The following is an 18,921-nucleotide window of genomic DNA, read 5'->3' on the forward strand; positions in this document are numbered from 1 at the left end:
TATAAAAACAGAGGTGATGTAGTTGAACTTGGAGTATTATAAGAATAAGCTTTTAAAAATAAAAAAAGACATTGAAGATAGAATAAATCGAATGGACGTTTACGATGTAAACAAAGGGCAAAGGGATGCTATAGAAGAGCTTTCACTATACGACAATCATCCTGCTGATATAGGTACGGAAACTTATGAGCAGGAAAAAAATTATGCGTTGCTGGCTCATGAAAATCGCATTTTAAAAGAAGTGAATGACGCATTAAAGAGAATAGAAGAAGGGAGTTACGGTATATGCAATCATTGCGGCAAGCCCATTGAGGAGGAGAGGCTTAAGGCTATACCTTACGCGTCTTTGTGCATTGAATGCGAAAAACAAAATGAGGTTCACTTAAATGAGCTGGATTTGTCGGGGAGGCCCGTAGAGGAATACGCCCTATCTCCTGGTTATGGCTTCAATGACAGGTCTAAGCAAAACAAAGTGGAGTTTGATGCGGAGGATTCATGGCAAGCTGTGGCCAGGTATTCCATACCTGATGGCGATCCCAGTAAAGGAACCGGGGATTATATAGGCGTTATAGATGACGAGGAGATAGGCGTGGTAGAGCCCGTAGATAAAATAAGCGAAGATGAGATTATGGAAGACGGCGAGTAATCAGTAACTGGTTTTTGCCATTCGCTTTTCGCTTTTATAGCGCAGATAAAATATATAAGTTCCTGTAAACCTGAGAAGGCCCACAAAGTCCATGGCAAAGTAGATATTCGTCTTTTTGTAAAGCCATACACCTATAATGGGTGACAGAAAACCCGATACACTCATTAAGGTATTATAGTAGGCTATGTACATGGTCTTTGACTCATTAGGTACGACCTCCAGCAGGTTGTTGAACAGTGTCAACGTCAGCGCTGCGCCAAAGATCCCTATAAACGCGTTGAATGCCGTCAATATCGTGAGGGAATGGGCGAAGACAAAAAGTATAGGGTTTAAAGCTATTCCCGCAGCGGCGATGATAAGTACAAAACTATTTCCGTACTTTGATATAATCTTATTCCATATGGTAAAGGATAACACCGACGTGATGGCACCCGATACGTTTATTATCGCCAGCCATAGCTCATTGGCGTGAAGGTAATCCACCTGGAAGAGAAAAAACAAAGGCCATCCCATCTGCCATGATACGTAATATATAAACGATGTTATGGTGTATACAATAAAGCGCCTGTTAGCCTTTACCTCAGCCCATTTTGGCAAGATTGATTTCTCGCTTTTGCCTTCTTTTGGCACGGGAGAATCGATTTTTGATAAAAAATATACCTCTAAAATTAAAAACAAGAACGCCAGTATGCTGAAGACTTGGTAAACGTATAACCTCTGTTCGTCAGTTTTAGGGAAATTCGTAAGGATCTGGCCTGCAAGCAATGTCGTCACAAGGCCTATCAGCGTGGCGTATTTATTCCTTATGGCAAAGGCGTAGTTGCGTACTTTGCCTTTAAATACATCTGAGAAAAAAGATTGCCAGGATGTATTAAATATAGATCCTGGGACGCTCATAAGACCTATAAGTATTACGTAGATCCACGATTTGACTTGGCTGTTTATAAAAGGCACTAACGCTATAAAAACATAGAACAGGCTTGTTATAAAGACCAGCTTAATGGTTATTGCCTTCTTTGATTTAGCCGATTCAATGAAATAGGCACCAGGTATCAACACAAATATACTGGCTAAAGCTGGCAGAGAATTTATGAGAGCTACCTGAAAATCACTGGCGCCCAAATGTTTTCCAAACATCTGAAAAAAAGGCTGAATGATGTTAAAAGCTGCAATAGCAGCAATGCCGTCTAGCGCTATGTAGAATATGTTTTTATGCTTAAATTGCAACTTTATCGGTCTGATAGCTTTTAGCATAAATACACCCCTTTTAGTGATATTATATTACTTATTTTTTTCTTTATCAATTTAAATCTTAATGGACGGGACAAAGGGTTATTTGGTGGCAGACAGGACCGGCTGCAGATGCGTACACATAAAAAGAGGGAAGACGTACTGTCTTCCCTCTTACCTCTGTATCCATTACTGCAGGGGAAGCAGGACTCGAACCCGCAACCAACGGTTTTGGAGACCGCTACTCTACCAATTGAGCTATTCCCCTGTGACGAGAATTATTATATCAGATCACCTTATCACTGTCAATAGCTTTTGCACAGCATCTTTTTGTTTTAAGCCGTAGGAGTATAAATACTAGTAAGGACATCATAAAGGTCAACGCAAATATCAGCACAAATAGCATTAAGGGGTTTATAGTGTATATATATCCTCCTATGGTCCCTGCAGGTATGCTTATGACGGTGATAAATATTGTAGAGAAAGATATCACGTTTGCCCTCTTATCGTCTTCTATGGAGTTAGCCCAACAGGTATCTATATAAGGTCCCATTATGGCGGTTCCTGCTGCCCCTAATAGAATGCTCGAGATTAAAATCCCATAACCTTGTGGAGGTGTAAACACAAATATTAAATTTGATGCAGAAACCAGCATAAGCCCGTATAAAAGCGCCTTTTTTTCGTCTTGATTTGACAGCTTGGGTAGCACGATGTACAGCGCTATTAATGAGACTAAACCGCTTAAACCAGGAAAGATGGAAACCAGTTTGTAGCTTATCTTAAGTTTTTCTGTTAGGTAAAGATTGTAATATGTGGACTTTAATATATATTGAAAGTTGTTAAGCACCACGACTATAAGCAGTATGAAGTTTTCGGTGTGGTTTGCTATGTATTTTATAGCGTCTGCCATGTCTTTTAGAGGTTTGTGGTTTTTGCTGTTTGATTTTTTCATCATTTTTAATCCTACAGATGTCTCAGTAAGATAAAAGTGCCTTATAATTATAGCGATGATCATAGCAATACAGCCTGATATAAGCATAATCCTGGTAGCAGTCACGACACCGTAAACGGATACCAGCAGGCCACCTACAGGGACTACCATTCCTCCTAACACAAATACCACGTTTTGAAAGGCAAATACTTTTATTCTTTCCTCCGGCGGTGAATCATCTACAAGCACACATCTCCAAGCTACTTCTGCTACTTTGACAAAGGAGTTTAATATTGCGGCGATTAAAAAAGTAGTAAAGTCTTTTGCCAAAGCCCACGCCACAAAAGCCATGCACCATGATACGATGTCAAAAACAAATAGCGTCAGCTTTCTGCCAAATTTATTGGTGATAACTCCTGCGTAGAAAGAATTTAACAGCTGGCCTAACAGACCTATTGATGTTATATATCCTATTTCTTCCGCGCTTAGACCCAATTGGCTCATGTAAATCGATTGGTAAGCCGTAAACATGGTTATAGGTATGGTAAAAAGGGGATCTACGGCTATGCTGATCCTCGCGTTGCGGTTGATAGAAATAAAACTTTTGTAGATTTCCCTCAGGTTAAACATATATCACCTCCTGACAGTCAGACGTGACAGCAAGGTAATTATACCAGATTAACCCCACTGAGTTCAATGATATTAAAAAACAAAGAAAGACAGAGTAATCGTGAGAAAAATCCAGAAAAAGCTATAAAAATTCGTGGAATTTGGACGAATTTGAGCTTTGAAAGTGTTTTAGCTAAGATATATGATAATTTTAAGAAACATTACAAAAATATGGCTGTTAGCTGGTATAACTGCGAAAAAATGCACAGAGGAAAACGTAAAACAAAGCGAATATGTTTGCGTGAAATTTTAAGTTAAAAAAATTAAAAAAGGGGGTTACATTTAAGGTGCAATGTCTATAAGAAATAAATTGCTTATTACGGTGCTGATATTTCTGACCATACCGATGTTTTTTATGCCTATCTTGGTATATCGTACATACGAGAACATATTGAAAGAGAAAGTAAATGCGTCCCTTCAGCAAACGCTGGTTCAGATAGCCAATAGCGTAAATATAGTGATAGATAATATGATAGCGGTTTCTAATATGATTTTCTTGGATAAGGGCATCATAGATGTTTTACAAAACAATGCATATGATAGCGAATGGGATGAATACATTGATCAGTCAAAGGTTTTAGATAGGCTAGACAATGCGAGAAATGCGGTGTTGTATCCTTATAATGCTGATTTGATGATAATAGGGTTTAATGGCAATATTTATTCTTCGTCTGTTTATGATACATCACTTAAAGATTATAACGAGATTTCCAAACAGAATTGGTTTAAGCAAGCGATGGAAAAGAATGGCCGCATATTATGGATGGCACCAGCGGGAAATTATATGAAAGACATCAGCCAAGCCAGCAAAGGCAACATAGCAATGGCGCGCCTTATTAAGGGGAACGAAAATATCAGTTATGGAGTACTATTGATCAGCCTATACCCGGAAGGGAGCCTGGAATCATTGCTAAAGTCGAGTAAAAAATTGGAGGGCAGCCATCTGCTTTTAATAAACGACAAAGGTTCAATTATTACGTCCAGCGATTCTTCTATTAAGGAACGGGATTTGATTAAGGCGGGGTTTTTTAAAGCTATAAAAAATGGCAGTGAAGGGTCTTTTACCTCATATTTTAAAGGGCAGAAGGCTCTTATTAATTACAATACAATACCTGAAACTAATTGGAAGATATTACAGTTAATTCCCTACAATGTAATAATGAAAGAAATTGAACAGCTTACAGTGTACAATCTCACCATCAATTTGATATTTTTATTAGGCTTACTGGGTATATTTGTTTTTATATCTTGGAACATCACAAAGCCTTTATCTCGTTTGAGGACACTAATGAAAGAGGTTACCAAAGGGAACTTTGATGTTAGCGTGGAGATTAAAGGGAATGACGAGGTATCTCAATTGGAGGCCAGTTTTAATAGCATGGTCAGACAAATCGATGCTCTTATAAAACAGTTAAATGAGGAACATCGGATACGTGAAAGGACACACCTGGAAGTTTTGCAGGCTCAAATAAACCCTCACTTTCTCTTCAACACTTTAAACGCGATAAAATGGATGGCTAAAATGAACGGTGCCGACAATGTGAGCAAGATGATCGCGGATTTGGGCAAATTATTGGAAACAACATTGAGCAATACCGAGGAGATGATACCGCTGTCAGAGGAAATTGACTGCGTTGAAAGGTATGTATCTTTACAAAAAATGCGTTATGGGGATAAATTTGACGTCAGATACGAGATCGCCGATGATATTTTGCAATACAAAGTGCCGTGCCTTATACTTCAGCCACTGGTTGAAAATGCCATAATACATGCCTTTGAAGATGTAGATCGCGGAGGGCTTATTGTCATAAAAGGATACGTACAAGGCGATGATATTTTGATTGAGGTTATTGACAACGGAAAGGGCATACCTGAAGGCAGGTTAAAAGAACTGCTAGACAATAATTACGATCGCAAAAGCCGGTTTAACAATATAGGGCTGAAAAATGTAAACGAGCGAATTTCGTTGTACTATGGCAGCAATTATGGGTTGACAATGGACAGCAAGCAAGGCATTGGCACTACTATTAAATTGAGGTTGCCGGTTAAGGAGGAGATACTTAATGGTAAAAGTGGTAATAGTTGATGACGAGGTATTGGTAAGGTTGGGAATAAGGACTACTATTGATTGGAATAAGTACGGCTTTGATATCGTAGGAGAAGCTGACAACGGCTTAAAAGCGCTGGAAGTTGTAAAGGAGACCAAGCCTGATGTGGTATTGGTTGATATACGCATGCCTAAAATGGACGGCCTGACCTTTATAAAAAAATTAAAATCGGAATTTCCGCAGGTAAAAACGGTCATATTAAGCTGCTATAATGACTTTGAATACGTGCGAGAGGCCATGCGCCTGGGTGCGTTGGACTACATACCTAAGTTGTCCATGGATGCTGAGGATTTAATAAAGGTCATGGAATCAGTAAAGGCCAAAATCGAGGAAGAGAGGTTAAGGCGCGATGAGGTTGTAAGATTGCAGCAACTGGTAAAGACCAATATCCACGATATACGCAGCAAGTATTTTAACGATTTGATTGATTCTGACTCGTCTATTGGCATTTCAGATAATGAAATGAAGGCTTTACAATTAAGGCTAACGGGTGATAAATACGTAGTTCTGTGCATGAAAGTGGATGGATGTGATTCTCCCCATAAAATGATTGCTGCTGAGGGACACCTGTTCAAACTATCTGTTATAAATCTGCTTGATGAAATGACAAATAAGGAAGATTTATGTGGCAACACCTTTGCCAGGGATGATAAGGAGTTTGCTGTCTTAATGTGTTTTAACGGTGAAAAAGTTGATACTATTTTAAAAAGTGTAAAAGAGTTGGCCCAGCATATAGTAGATATGTTTAAGCTGTATATGGGAATGTCTATATCTGTTGGCATAAGCGATGTCTTTGAGGATATTAAAGATGTAAAAAATAGATATAAAGAGGCTTCATTAGCTGTGGAGTCAAGGATTTATACAGGCGAAGGTAGCATTGTCTATTGCGGTGATGTACTCCCGTACGAAGAAGCTATGGTTTACAGTGGTGATAAAGAGAAAAGGCTCAGAGATGCACTGGAAGAAAACCGAATAGATGAGGCCTATAAAATTATATATAATCTGCTGGATCAGGTGCGAGCAAGTCATAGGATATCACCTTCAAGGGTTAAAAAAGAGGTAAAGGATATTATCCACACCTTTGCCAGCGTAATAAAACAGGTAGGAGGAGATATAGAAAACATAAAAGATGACAGCGGGAATAATCCTGAGAAGTCTATTGAATGCTGCGTTACGTTAGATGAGATGATGTCGTGGTTTTACGATTTTATAGGCAGATACTCTTTATATATGGATGAACTGAAAAAACAAAGGTACGGTAAGGATGTAAGCCGCGCCATTGATTATATAAGCTCACACTATATGGAGGGTATAACTCTTGAAGACGTGGCCAATTATGTAAAAATGAATGAATCTTATTTTTGCCATTTATTTAAAAAGGAGACAGGAAGAAATTTTACAGAATTTCTTAACTCTTTGAGGGTGGAAAAGGCCAAAGAATTTTTCAGGACAGATGATTTAAGCGTGTATGAGGTCGCTGAAAAAGTGGGCTTTGCCAATGTCAGTTATTTCAGCAAGGTGTTCAAGACTTTTGTAGGTGTCAGTCCGCTGGAATACAAAAAGTTATATAAAAAAAGTTCATAAAAATCTAAAAAAATTTTTATTCATGTAATATCGTTTTCATATCTATGTAAAAGCGCCATAATTATTTCCAAATATATTGTGATTTTTAATAAAAAGCGTTTATTTATAATACGCTTCTACGGTCTTAAAATAAATAGTGAAAACGTTCAGGGAATTCTTTTAAAATAATATGAAAAAAGTAAAGAAAGAAAGGAGGTATCAGTAGGGTGAGGTAGGCGTTTTGATTTATGTGCAACTTATATTTATACAAGGGGGAATTTAAGTGAAGGGTAAAAAGATAGTGACTTTTTTTATCTTGGGTTTGTTTTTGATTACCATACTCTTATCAGGTTGCAAGAGCTCCAATAAACAGGCTAATGCTACTAAAAGCAGCGCTAAGAGTGAAAGCAGCAAGGAGATAAAAACGTTTACGCTATATGTAGGAGATTCAAACCAGAAGCCCATTGACCTTTCTGCTACGCCTGTGGGGAAAAAGCTCACAGAGTTAACTGGAGTCAAACTGAAAACCAGCTACATTGTAGGCAGCGATGAAAAGACAAAGGCAAATCTCATGATAACAGGAGGAGACCTGCCTGATCTGATAGATCCCCACAACGAGTATCAAACCTTTAGGGATGCAGGGGTTTTGGTACCTCTTGATGACTACATAGAGAAGTACGGTAAAAACATAAAAAAGTGGTACAGCCCGCAAGATCTCAACAAGATGAAAGATCCTAAAGACGGGCACATTTACTACTTAACTCCTTTCAGGAAAAGCACTACGCTTCTTTACCCCAATTCTGGTTTTTACTTACCAATGGCGGTGCTAAAGGAAGCTGGATGGCCTAAGGTAACCTCACTGGATCAGTATTTTAACATAATCGAAGATTACGTTAAAAAACATCCCACGTACAATGGCCAGCCCACTATAGGGTTTACGGCCGATACGGATAACTGGCGAATTTACGTGCTTATCAATGTACCCAGTTACCTGGCAGGCAACCCCAATACTGGCGGCGTATGGGTAGATGACAATTACAACGCTCATTCATTTGCGTTAACCCAGTGGGCCCACGATTACTACAAAAAGCTCAACGAGGAGTGGAATAAGGGCATTGTTGACAAGCAGATGTTTACCAGAAATTATGACTCTTACAAATCGCTGATCGCCTCAGGAAGGCTCATAGGCTTTTACGATGAGAGATGGCAGATACAGGATGCTATCAACGCTTTAGAGCAGCAAAAGATGTATGACAGAGTGCCTTTTGCTATGCCGGTGGTATTTGACGGCGTAACCAAGGAGGCTTATAACGGTATAAATATAACGGGCACAGGTGCTGGAGTATGCATAACCAAGAGCTGCAAGGACCCTGTGGCTGCGTTTAAATTCCTTGATGCAATGGCCAGTGAAGAGGTATTGAAGTTGGTCAATTGGGGCTTTGAAGGGCAGGACTACACGGTTAAGGACGGCAAGATGTACATGACGCCTGAGCAATTAGCCAGGTTTAAAGATGCCAATTATACCCAGAAAGAAGGTATTGGATCGTTCTGGATATTCCCACACCCCGATGGAGGATCTAAGTTCTCAGACGGCAACTATGTATTCCCGCAGGATACTCCTGAATATATAAGCAGCGTATATAAGCCTTATGAGAAAGAAGTGCTACAAGCTTATAACCTGAAAAACTTAGCAGATCTGATGGCTCCGCCGCTGGACACACCTTACGGCTATGTGTGGGATATAACCATACCCGACAGCGAACAGGAGATCAAGATCGCCCAGCAGAAGGCCTCTGATCTGACGAGAAAGTACGTGGCCAAGCTGATAATGGCAAAGCCAGGACAGTTTGAGTCCATATGGAAAGAGTATGTGGCTGAGATGAAAAAAGCGAAATACGACATAGGTGATGCGTACATTACCCAGCAGATTAAGAAGAGGGTACAGGAGTGGGGAAGTAAATAATTGCCTTATGTATAATGAAGTACATCGTCGCGATGTACTTCATTATACATGAAATTAATATATGGAGGAGAGAATATGGCTGACATTTCCAGTAACTTAAACACAAATGCACAGATAGGAATTCCTGCCAATAAGGAGGACAGCAGAAAGATCTTTTATAAAAAGTTAAGGGAGCAGAAGGAACTGGTTTTTATCGTGCTTCCATTCTTGATATTGTTGCTCATATTCAGTTACATCCCATTGTGGGGTTGGATAATGGCATTTCAGGATTACAAGCCTGCATTGGGGATAAGGGGTTCTCAGTGGGTAGGCCTGCAGAACTTTAAAATGCTATTTGAGGATGCCACCTTTTATCAGGCTATAAGAAATACGCTGGGCATAAGCCTGTTAAAATACGTTATAGGTTTTGTGTCTTCTATTACACTGGCAGTGCTTATAAACGAGGTGAGAAATATAAAATTTAAAAAGACCGTGCAGACCATATCTTATCTTCCCCACTTCGTCTCATGGGTTGTAGCTGCCAGTATAGTCCTTAATGTGCTATCGCCAGAGGGCATAATAAATGATATCCTCCTCAAGCTACACGTGGTCAAGGAATCTATAAACTTTATGGGCATACCACAGCTTTTCTGGCCTATCATGGCTATTTCTGATATGTGGAAGGAAGTTGGATGGAACTCCATCATATACCTCGCTGCTATGACCGCTATAGACAACGAACTGTATGAGGCGGCGAGCATAGATGGAGCGGGAAGATTAAGGAAGATATTCTCTATCACGTTGCCTTCTATTGTGCCTACTATAAAAATACTGTTGATACTAAGCGCAGGATGGATATTAAACGCAGGGTTTGAACAGGTATTTTTGCTTTCAAACCCGATGGTAATAGACTATTCGCAGACCCTGGAGCTGTACGTGTACAATTACGGTATACCTATGGGGAGATTCTCTTTCGCCACGGCTGCTGGCATATTTAATTCGGTGGTTTCTCTTGTGTTAGTTACATTTGCCAACAGGTTGTCAAAAGCCGTCAGCGGTGAAAGCGCGTTTTGAGGCTTATTAGCCTCTAGATTGAGATTTCAGGAGGTTTTATAAATGGCTGTAAAGACAAGAAAGATAAGCGGCAAGGCTGAGGATATAATTTTTGATACGGTCAATTACATCGTCCTTACAATCGTGATAATTGTGACATTGTATCCGTTTTTGAACGTACTGGCAGTGTCCTTTAACGACGCCATAGACTCTGTAAGGGGTGGAATCTACCTCTTTCCCAGGAAATTTACAACGTTCAATTATAAATCCATATTAACAGACCCACAGATATACAACGCCACCGTGATATCCGCGTTAAGAGCTATTATAGGTTCTGCGCTAAATGTTTTGTGTAGCATCGTCGTAGCCTACGCCATAAGCAGAAAGGACTTTGTGCTGAGGGGTATCATATCTAGGATATTCATATATTCCATGTACTTCAGCAGCGGTTTGATACCTTACTACCTGCTCATCAAAAACCTGCACCTTATGAACAATTTTCTGGTGTACATATTGCCCAGTATAGTAAGCGCGTGGAACATCATGGTAGTGAGAAGTTATATTGACGGGCTTCCGGTAAGTTTGATAGAATCGGCAAAATTGGATGGCGCCAGCGAATTGAGGATCATATTTTCCATAATCTTTCCCTTGAGTGTTCCTGTTTTAGCCACTATTACGCTCTTTGTAGCGGTAGGCCAATGGAACTCGTGGTTTGACACCATGCTGTTTTGCTCGACCAATCCTCATTTGAGCACTTTACAGTACGAGCTTCAAAAGGTTTTACAATCGACCCAGCAGTTTTCCATGCAGGCTTCTTTTGACCAGGCTGTGGGGAATAAGTCCAGTGCTGTTACGCCTGAGAGCATAAGGGCCGCTATGACGATTGTGGCCATAACCCCCATATTGTTTGTCTACCCGTTTTTACAGAAGTACTTTGTAAAAGGTCTAACCATTGGGGGAGTAAAAGGATGATATTTTATAATCAATAGGAAGGAGCGACGATGTATGAGCAAACAGTTGATAGTCGGGGAGGCATTGCCCAATATACCGTGGCAGGATAGGCCAGCAGGGTGTAATGACGTAGTGTGGCGTTACCAGCAAAACCCGGTGATACCCAGAGACCTTATACCTTCATCCAACAGCATTTTTAACAGCGCTGTGGTGCCCTTTAACGGAGAATTCGCAGGGGTGTTCAGATGCGACACAAAAAGCCGCCAGATGGAGATACACAGCGGAAGGAGCAAGGACGGCCTTAACTGGGAGATAGACCATGAACGTATAAAATTTATATGCGACGATGAAGAGGTAAGCAGGTTTGTTTACGCCTACGATCCCAGGGTTTGCAAGATAGAGGACAGGTATTACATCACGTGGTGCAACGGATACCATGGCTATCCCACCATAGGCGTTGCGTATACCTACGACTTTAAAGAATTCTACCAGATGGAAAACGCCTTTTTGCCCTTTAACAGGAATGGTGTGCTGTTTCCGCGTAAGATAAAGGGTAAGTACGCGATGTTGAGCCGGCCTAGCGACAACGGGCATACGCCTTTTGGCGATATATTCTACAGCGAGAGCCCGGATATGGTGCACTGGGGGCACCACAGGCACGTGATGTCGCCCAACAAGCCGTGGGAGAGCACCAAGATAGGAGCAGGTCCTGTGCCTATAGAGACGACGGAAGGCTGGTTGCTGTTCTACCATGGGGTTTTGACATCGTGCAACGGGTTTGTGTACAGCTTTGGAGCCGCTTTACTGGACTTAGATGAGCCGTGGAAGGTGATATACAGGGCATCGGATTACCTGCTGTCACCGCAAAAGCTGTACGAGTGCGTAGGGGATGTGCCCAATGTGGTATTTCCCACAGCGGCGTTGTACGATGCGCCCACGGGAAGGATAGCGATCTACTACGGAGCTGCGGATACGGTTACATGTCTTGCCTTCGCCAAAGTAGACGAAGTGATAGATTTTGTAAAATCCAATAACTCTCTGTGATTTAAGGCGGTGTTTGAAAAAATGAAAAAAGTTTTGTCCAAGTTGATGGTTTTTGTAATGGTATTGACTGTTGCTTTAGGCAACGGTGTATTTATCGGTGACAAGCAGGCAAAAGCTGCCGGGACTTCCGGTGATGGGCGCTTTCACGTAGTGGGCAATAAAATCGTTGACCCCGATGGAAATGATTTTGTAATCAAAGGCGTGAACATCCAGGGATACCGCTCCTGGGAGAAGAGAAGCGTCCTTCAGGATGTTCATCTGATCGCTGATGTATGGAAATTTAATACAGTGAGGCTTAACTGCTTTATCGGGCAAAACAACTGGGGGGAGGGGACTGGCGCCAATAACGATATTGACGCCATCATTAAGGCCTTTACGGCTAAAAAAGTGGTAGTAGAAATTGACCTTCACGACACCACGGGGTATCCGCCATTGAGCAATCCTCCTCCAGCGCCAGGACAGCCCAGTTTAGATCAGGCTATTGCGTGGTTTAAGGAATTGGCCGCTAAATACAAAGACAACCCTTATGTCTGGTTTAACACCATGAATGAGCCTGGCTCGTCTACCGCTCCGCTAGACCCACAGTGGAAAGTGGCTAATGAAGAGATCATTAAAGCCATAAGGTCTACAGGGGCAGACAATATTATAGTGGTGGATGGTTGGAGCTATGCCAACGAAGGCATTGAGCAAAACACACCTACGGTAGATGAAAAGAGAAGCGCGGTTTTGACCTACGGTCAGGATCTGTTAAACGCGGACAGTGCTAAAAACACGATTTTTGCCTTTCACAACTATAACGAAGGCGATATCCAGAAAAAAGTTGAAGATTACATAGACAGAGCTAATGCGAAGGGCTTGTACGTGTTCATGGAGGAATACGGCAAGGATTACAGCGATGCCGCGAAAGAAGGCGTAAAGTCTGGCTTACAGGCAGTGATGAACAAAGGTGCCGGAAGGATATATTGGAACTGGGATGGTTACGATTTATACGATCTGACTTCAGGTACCGGAAGGGGAAGCGGTTGGGAGATCAATAAAACCGATGGGTCCAAGCCCACTAATCTGAGCTGGGTAGGGGATAAGATATGGGATGACAATCATGGGATTACGCCGACCTTTGATGATCAAAATCCCAAGGTGGATCTTGCTCTGGAGAGATTGATCGCCAATAACAACGGGTTTAAAGCAGGCGATAAAGTCCAGTTTACCACGTTTTTACGCAATTCAGGGGATTTGCCCATTGGAAAAGATAGCAAAGTCGTTGTCAAATTTTACGTAGATGGCGTGCAGCTGGGAGATCCTGTGGAAATCAGCGGGGGAATAGCTGTAGGCCAGAGGATACCTGTAACGTCTCCCGAACTCACTGTTTCTAAGACCGATTTTACGGTAAAAGCTGTTATAGATAGTTCAAGTACCTATGCTGATGGTGCAGAGGATGCGGTTATTGAAAACAATTGGATTGAAGCCGCGTTTAATAGCACTGCTCCTTCTTCTGGCTATGAACTGGTTGTAACCGGGATAAAAATAACTCCTGATACGGTAAAGGAAAGAGATTATGTGCAGGCTCAGGTCACGGTTGCCAATCAGGGCCCTGAGGCCACACCTGTCACAAATATAATAGGATGGTTCTACGTCAACGGCTACTATTATACGTTAGATGACGCCGCTAAATCCTGTGCAGAACAGGACAATGTGACCTTAAAACCGGGTGAGTCAATAACTTTAAGCACAAAGGTTAAATATAGGGCGGCGGCTCCTTTTAACTTTAGTTTTGTGCTGGAAAATTTATACGCTGATGATCAGAACCAATCTAATAACTCCATTACAGTAAACGTGCCGGTTAAGATGGGCGAAGGCGGCGTAAACATGGTGAGCAACCCGGGCTTTGAAGACGGTCTGGACAGCTGGCAAGACTGGCAGCAGGACATGAGCGCAGTGCCAGAGGCGGCTCATAATGGCGCTTTGGGGCTTAAAATAGGTGGTGGAAAGGCAGCAGGCGGTGGGCAGGATATACCGTTAAAGCCCAATACCACTTATATCTTAGGGGCATGGGCTAAATTTGACAGCAAGCCTGCAGGGACGTTTGATGTGGTGGTACAGTATCACTTAAAGGATGCAAACAATACCTATGTCCAGCACATTTTGAATTTTAACGAGACGGATTGGACATATAAGCAGCTGCTGTTTACTACACCCGACGTATTCGGATCAACGCCGCAGCTGGCCCTTTGGAAAGGGGATACGTCAAAAGCCAACCTGTACGTGGATGATGTATATCTCGTGGAAGTTTCCAATTTAATAGTGAACGGAACAGCAGAGAACGGGATGGACGGATGGCCTGATTGGGGTTATCCGGTTAGCGCTGTACCTGAGGCCGCTTATGGGGGCACTAAGGGGTTTAAGCTGTCAGGCGGAAAACAGGCAGGAATGGGCCAGAAAGTCGCTTTAAAGCCCAATACCACTTATATCTTAGGGGCATGGGGTAAATTTACCGCTAAACCTGGTACTTACTGCGATGTCATAGTTCAGTATCACCTGAAGGACGCCAATAATACCTATGTGCAAAACATATTGAGGTTTACTGAAACGGACTGGACTTATAAGCAGGTCGTATTTACCACCCCTGATGCATTTGGATCAGATCCAGAATTTGTGCTGTGGAAAGATGATGCGTCAAACGCCGATTTTTACGCCGATAATATCACGCTCGTTGAAGTACCTTCCTCTATGGTCAATAAAGGCAGTATAGCGCCGAAATTTACTGATATATCAAGCAGTTGGGCAAAAAACGAGATACAGGTTCTCGCATCTAAAAACATAATATCGGGTTATCCTGACGGTACATTTAAGCCTGACAAGAGAATAACGAGAGCTGAATTCGTATCCATGCTTGTAAAGGCCCTGGGGATAAAGCAAAGCATACCTGATGTCCCCACCTTCAGCGATGTCAACAAGGGAGATTGGTATTATGGTTTGGTGGAAGCCGCTAAGAGTACAGGGATCGCATCAGGATATGGAAAGCAGTTTAAGCCTGATATGCAAATTACAAGGCAGGAAATGATGGTAATGGTTGTAAACGCCTTGAGGGTTAACAAAGTAGAAAAATTTGTATCCAAAGGCGATGTGTCGGTACTGGGCAAATTCAAAGATGGCGGCAAGGTGCAAAATTGGGCAAAAGACGCGATGGCTATAGGCGTGAGTAATGGCTTGATTAAAGGCACTGGCGATGAGTATCTGTCTCCTGACGGGAGGGCTACTAGGGCTCAAGCTGCTGCAGTGATATACAGGATGTTGTTGCAGCTTGGTAGGATATAGCGTTGATAGTTAGGAGGTATACTATGAGTTACGATAACTTCGAGTTAGCCATATATTGCACCGTACACTACCTTGAAAGTATAAACGATATTTCTCAACTGGCGCAGGATTTTAAGCAATTTGAGAAGCACTTAAAGTGCAGCAAAGTATACCTGGAGACCTTTCGCGCGGATTTGCAAATTGGCAGGGAGAAGATGGTTAAAATAAAAGAATTTTTTAAGAACAAAGGCATAAAGGTTTCAGGCGGGATTACTACTGTAGCCCAGAAAGGATTATCGGGTTTTGCTGCATTTTGCTACACAAATTCAAAAAACAGGGAGAAGTTAAGGGATATTGTCCGGTTTACCGCCGAGTTATTTGATGAAATCATATTAGATGACTTTTTCTTTACCAATTGCAAATGCCAATCGTGCATACAAGCTAAAGGCGACAAAACGTGGAGTGAGTTCAGGACGCAGTTATTAAAAGAGGTATCCTGTGAGCTGGTAGACGCAGCCAAAGAGGTTAACCCTGATGTAAGGCTGATTATCAAATACCCCAATTGGTATGACCATTATCAGAATACAGGGTATAACTTAAAGGATCAACCGCAGATATTTGATATGATATATACAGGAACGGAGACCAGGGATCCCAGGTACACTCAACAACATATACAGGGGTATTTGAGTTATTTTTTGATGAGGTACATGGAAAATGCGAGCAAAGGCAGAAATGGCGGTGGATGGTTTGACAATTTGGACTGTCTCCACAACCTGGGGTATTATATGGAGCAAATTTACCTTACGCTGTTCTCTAAAGCCAGAGAGGTCACTTTGTTTTCAATGGGATCGTTAAAGGACAGTGTTTACGTTCCTATGGCAGGATATGGTCTGGAAAAAATTGATGAGTTTTTAGGTGAATTGGGAGACCCCGTAGGTGTTGCTTGCTATAAACCGTACCATTCTTCAGGAGAAGACAATCTGTACGATTACCTGGGCATGTTGGGTATACCTTTTGAGCCGGTTGCTGAATTTCCGCAGGATAGCGACGTGGTCTTTCTTTCGGCCAGTGCGGCACATGATTCTAATATCGTAGACAAGATAAAAAGCATGCTTTTGAGAGGAAAAACGGTATTTATGACATCAGGTCTCTTAGCAGAATTGCAGGATAGAGGGTTTGAGGATGTTGCCTTGATCAAACGCACTGATAGAAAAGCGGTAGTGGATTTATTTGCTTGCGATACAAAGTCATGCGCTTTTCGGGTTTACAGCAGAGCGACTAAAAAGGTGTTGCTCTCTCAACTGGAATACAGTACCAACGATTCATGGCCTGTTATCGTGGCGATAGATGAGAATAACAATTTCCCTGTGCTTTTAGAAACGCAGTATGGAAGAGGTTTGCTGTACGTGCTGAATATACCTGATAATTACAGCGATTTGTATCATTATCCTAGAGAGGTATTGCTTACAGTGCGGCAGCTATTAATGGAAAATATATTCGTTAAATTGGACTGTGAGAGCAGAGTAGGGTTGTTTGTGTACAACAACGATGCGTTTGTGGTTGAATCCTTTTTGCCGTATAATACAGACGTTAACATTATTATTAATGGACCCCACGTTGGCCTGTTGAATATAATTTCGGGTAAAAAGGTAAAGGGAAATACCGTAGGTGACAAAACAATTTTTACGGTAAATATAGAACCTACTGCGTATTGCGTGTACAAGTGCATAAAATAAAAAAGGAAATAAAATTTAAAAATTGGGGCCTTGCTCTATGAAGAGCAGGGCTTTTATATTTGCACAACACTTAAAATTTTTATATAATTTTATAGTAATAAATATTTAAAAAGGAGTAGTGATAGTAAGATATGTCAAATAGTCGCGAAAACTGGGGATCAAAAATCGGCCTTATATTAGCAATGGCAGGAAATGCAGTAGGGCTGGGAAACTTTTGGAGGTATCCTTATCTGGCTGCCTCTAATGGCGGCGGGGCTTTTATGATTCCGTACATAGCTGCCATAATTGTTTTGGGTATACCTATTTTACTGGTTGAATGGAATCTAGGAAGGTATGGAAGCAAATACGGCTATGGCACTATAGGACCATTGATATACCTTCAGGCCAGGGAAAGCGTCAAGCCTAGATATGCCCTTATATTTGGCTCGGTTTGCGGTATGCTCGCATTTGTAGTGACAATATTGATAAATTCCTATTATAATCATATAATAGGTTGGACGCTAGGTTACAGTTACCTTTCAGCTATCGGTACTTACATAAACAACGATATATCTACAGGGGAATTGTTTGCAAGGTATATACAGTCTCCCAGCTTAGAACTTACGTTCTGGATTATTGCCGTGGCAGCATTAGGCCTTGCTGTAATGAAGGGTATCCAGCACGGTATTGAGGTATGGTCAAAGATAATGATGCCTGTTCTTTACGTTTTTGGAATAATACTTGCCATAAGGTCTCTGACCATAGGAAGTCCTGTAAGGCCGGATTGGTCAGCAATAAAAGGGCTAAATTACTTATGGAATCCGGATTGGAGCAAGTTGACATGGCAGACAGCTCTAAAGGCATCGGGACAGGTATTTTACACCCTCTCATTAGGCATGGGTATAATACCTAATTATGCGTCGTACCTTAAGTCGGATGATGATATAGTTTTGTCAGGTATTACTACGGCATCTTTAAACGAGTTTGCCGAAGTTATATTGGGAGGTTCTATAGTCATTCCTATAGCTTACGCATTCTTGGGTCCTAAGGGCTTAGGATCAGGTATAGGCCTGTCGTTTATATCCCTTCCCAACATCTTCAGGAATATGAGCGGTGGGCAGATATTTGGAACTTTATGGTTTTTGCTGTTATTCTTTGCCGGGTTTACATCAGCTGTTGCCATGTACAATTACCTTACCACTCTACTGGATGAAGACCTTGGAATTGGTAGGAGATTTGCATCTTTCGTGGTATTTATGCTGTATATAATAAGTGGTCTACCGGTAGGGCTGGAGCCTATTTTGACCGGCACATCAAATCTCGTTTACTTTACTGAGCTGGACAACTGGGTAGGGAGCTATGTTATACTCGTTTTGGGGATGTTGGAAATGATAGCAGGTGCATGGTTTTTCGGGAAGAGGTGGCTTGACGAGACTAATAAAGGATCTTACTGGAAAGTAAAACCATGGTTTTTCAATATATTTGTAAGGGTTGCCTCTCCATTGCTTTTGATAACCTTGATAGTGTTTTCTACAATGGATTATATACGGCAAGGGTATTTTAAATGGGTGCCTTCATTTGTGGAAAGTACACCTCAACTTATTCCATGGGTTCAGGCTGCGAGAATTGTTCTGTTGCTTGTAGGCGTAATAGGGTTTGTAGAATCTTATATGTCGATTAAGCAAAAGTATTATAGGGAAATAGCCAAGAACAAAAAACTGGATGAATTGGCTGCGTGATCAAAAATATACAGGAGGGAGAATATGACACCG

The 18,921-nt window shown here is 41.6% G+C and carries 12 protein-coding genes and 1 tRNA gene; 10 read left to right on the forward strand and 3 right to left on the reverse strand.

From position 1 onward, the window contains the following. Positions 1–22 precede the first annotated feature (22 nt). Positions 23–646, forward strand: coding sequence for a TraR/DksA C4-type zinc finger protein (locus tag CALPO_RS0100335; RefSeq protein WP_035171802.1), 624 nt, complete (start codon positions 23–25; stop codon positions 644–646). Here CALPO_RS0100335 and CALPO_RS0100340 read toward each other — a convergent pair whose 3' ends face one another. The 3 genes from CALPO_RS0100340 to CALPO_RS0100350 form a co-directional block, all read right to left on the reverse strand. After that, positions 647–1,900 (reverse strand): MFS transporter, encoded by a 1,254-nt coding sequence (locus CALPO_RS0100340; RefSeq protein WP_026485567.1) that lies wholly within the window; start codon positions 1,898–1,900, stop codon positions 647–649. Between the two features lie 171 nt (positions 1,901–2,071). Further along, a tRNA-Trp gene (locus tag CALPO_RS0100345) sits at positions 2,072–2,144 on the reverse strand. 18 nt (positions 2,145–2,162) lie between these two features. Beyond that, positions 2,163–3,437, reverse strand: a complete 1,275-nt coding sequence (locus CALPO_RS0100350) for an MFS transporter (RefSeq protein ID WP_026485568.1) — start codon at positions 3,435–3,437, stop codon at positions 2,163–2,165. A gap of 331 nt (positions 3,438–3,768) precedes the next feature. Here CALPO_RS0100350 and CALPO_RS0100355 point away from each other — a divergent pair, with 331 nt between their 5' ends. The 9 genes from CALPO_RS0100355 (at position 3,769) to CALPO_RS0100395 (ending at position 18,888) form a co-directional block, all read left to right on the forward strand. Next, entirely contained in the window at positions 3,769–5,562 is a 1,794-nt protein-coding gene (locus tag CALPO_RS0100355) for a sensor histidine kinase (protein ID WP_026485569.1), read from the forward strand. Beyond that, entirely contained in the window at positions 5,540–7,168 is a 1,629-nt protein-coding gene (locus tag CALPO_RS0100360; protein WP_026485570.1) for a response regulator, read from the forward strand. Before CALPO_RS0100355 ends, CALPO_RS0100360 begins: the two co-directional genes overlap by 23 nt. 262 nt (positions 7,169–7,430) lie before the next feature. Continuing rightward, positions 7,431–9,110, forward strand: a complete 1,680-nt coding sequence (locus CALPO_RS0100365) for an ABC transporter substrate-binding protein (protein WP_084295083.1) — start codon at positions 7,431–7,433, stop codon at positions 9,108–9,110. Positions 9,111–9,185: 75 nt separating this feature from the next. Beyond that, positions 9,186–10,163, forward strand: a complete 978-nt coding sequence (locus tag CALPO_RS0100370) for an ABC transporter permease (protein ID WP_084295086.1) — start codon at positions 9,186–9,188, stop codon at positions 10,161–10,163. 42 nt (positions 10,164–10,205) lie between these two features. Next, on the forward strand, positions 10,206–11,114 hold the full coding sequence (locus tag CALPO_RS0100375) for a carbohydrate ABC transporter permease (protein WP_051585738.1): 909 nt from the start codon (positions 10,206–10,208) through the stop codon (positions 11,112–11,114). A 33-nt stretch (positions 11,115–11,147) separates the two neighbouring features. After that, entirely contained in the window at positions 11,148–12,137 is a 990-nt protein-coding gene (locus CALPO_RS0100380; protein ID WP_026485574.1) for a glycoside hydrolase family 130 protein, read from the forward strand. A gap of 21 nt (positions 12,138–12,158) precedes the next feature. Next, complete coding sequence (locus tag CALPO_RS0100385) at positions 12,159–15,452, forward strand: carbohydrate binding domain-containing protein (RefSeq protein ID WP_026485575.1); 3,294 nt, start codon at positions 12,159–12,161, stop codon at positions 15,450–15,452. 23 nt (positions 15,453–15,475) lie between these two features. Then, positions 15,476–17,170, forward strand: coding sequence for a hypothetical protein (locus CALPO_RS0100390; protein WP_026485576.1), 1,695 nt, complete (start codon positions 15,476–15,478; stop codon positions 17,168–17,170). Between the two features lie 131 nt (positions 17,171–17,301). Next, complete coding sequence (locus tag CALPO_RS0100395) at positions 17,302–18,888, forward strand: sodium-dependent transporter (RefSeq protein WP_026485577.1); 1,587 nt, start codon at positions 17,302–17,304, stop codon at positions 18,886–18,888. The last annotated feature ends 33 nt before the right edge of the window (positions 18,889–18,921 follow it).

The sequence above is a fragment of the Caldanaerobius polysaccharolyticus DSM 13641 genome, from assembly GCF_000427425.1.
GTDB lineage: Bacteria > Bacillota > Thermoanaerobacteria > Thermoanaerobacterales > Caldanaerobiaceae > Caldanaerobius > Caldanaerobius polysaccharolyticus.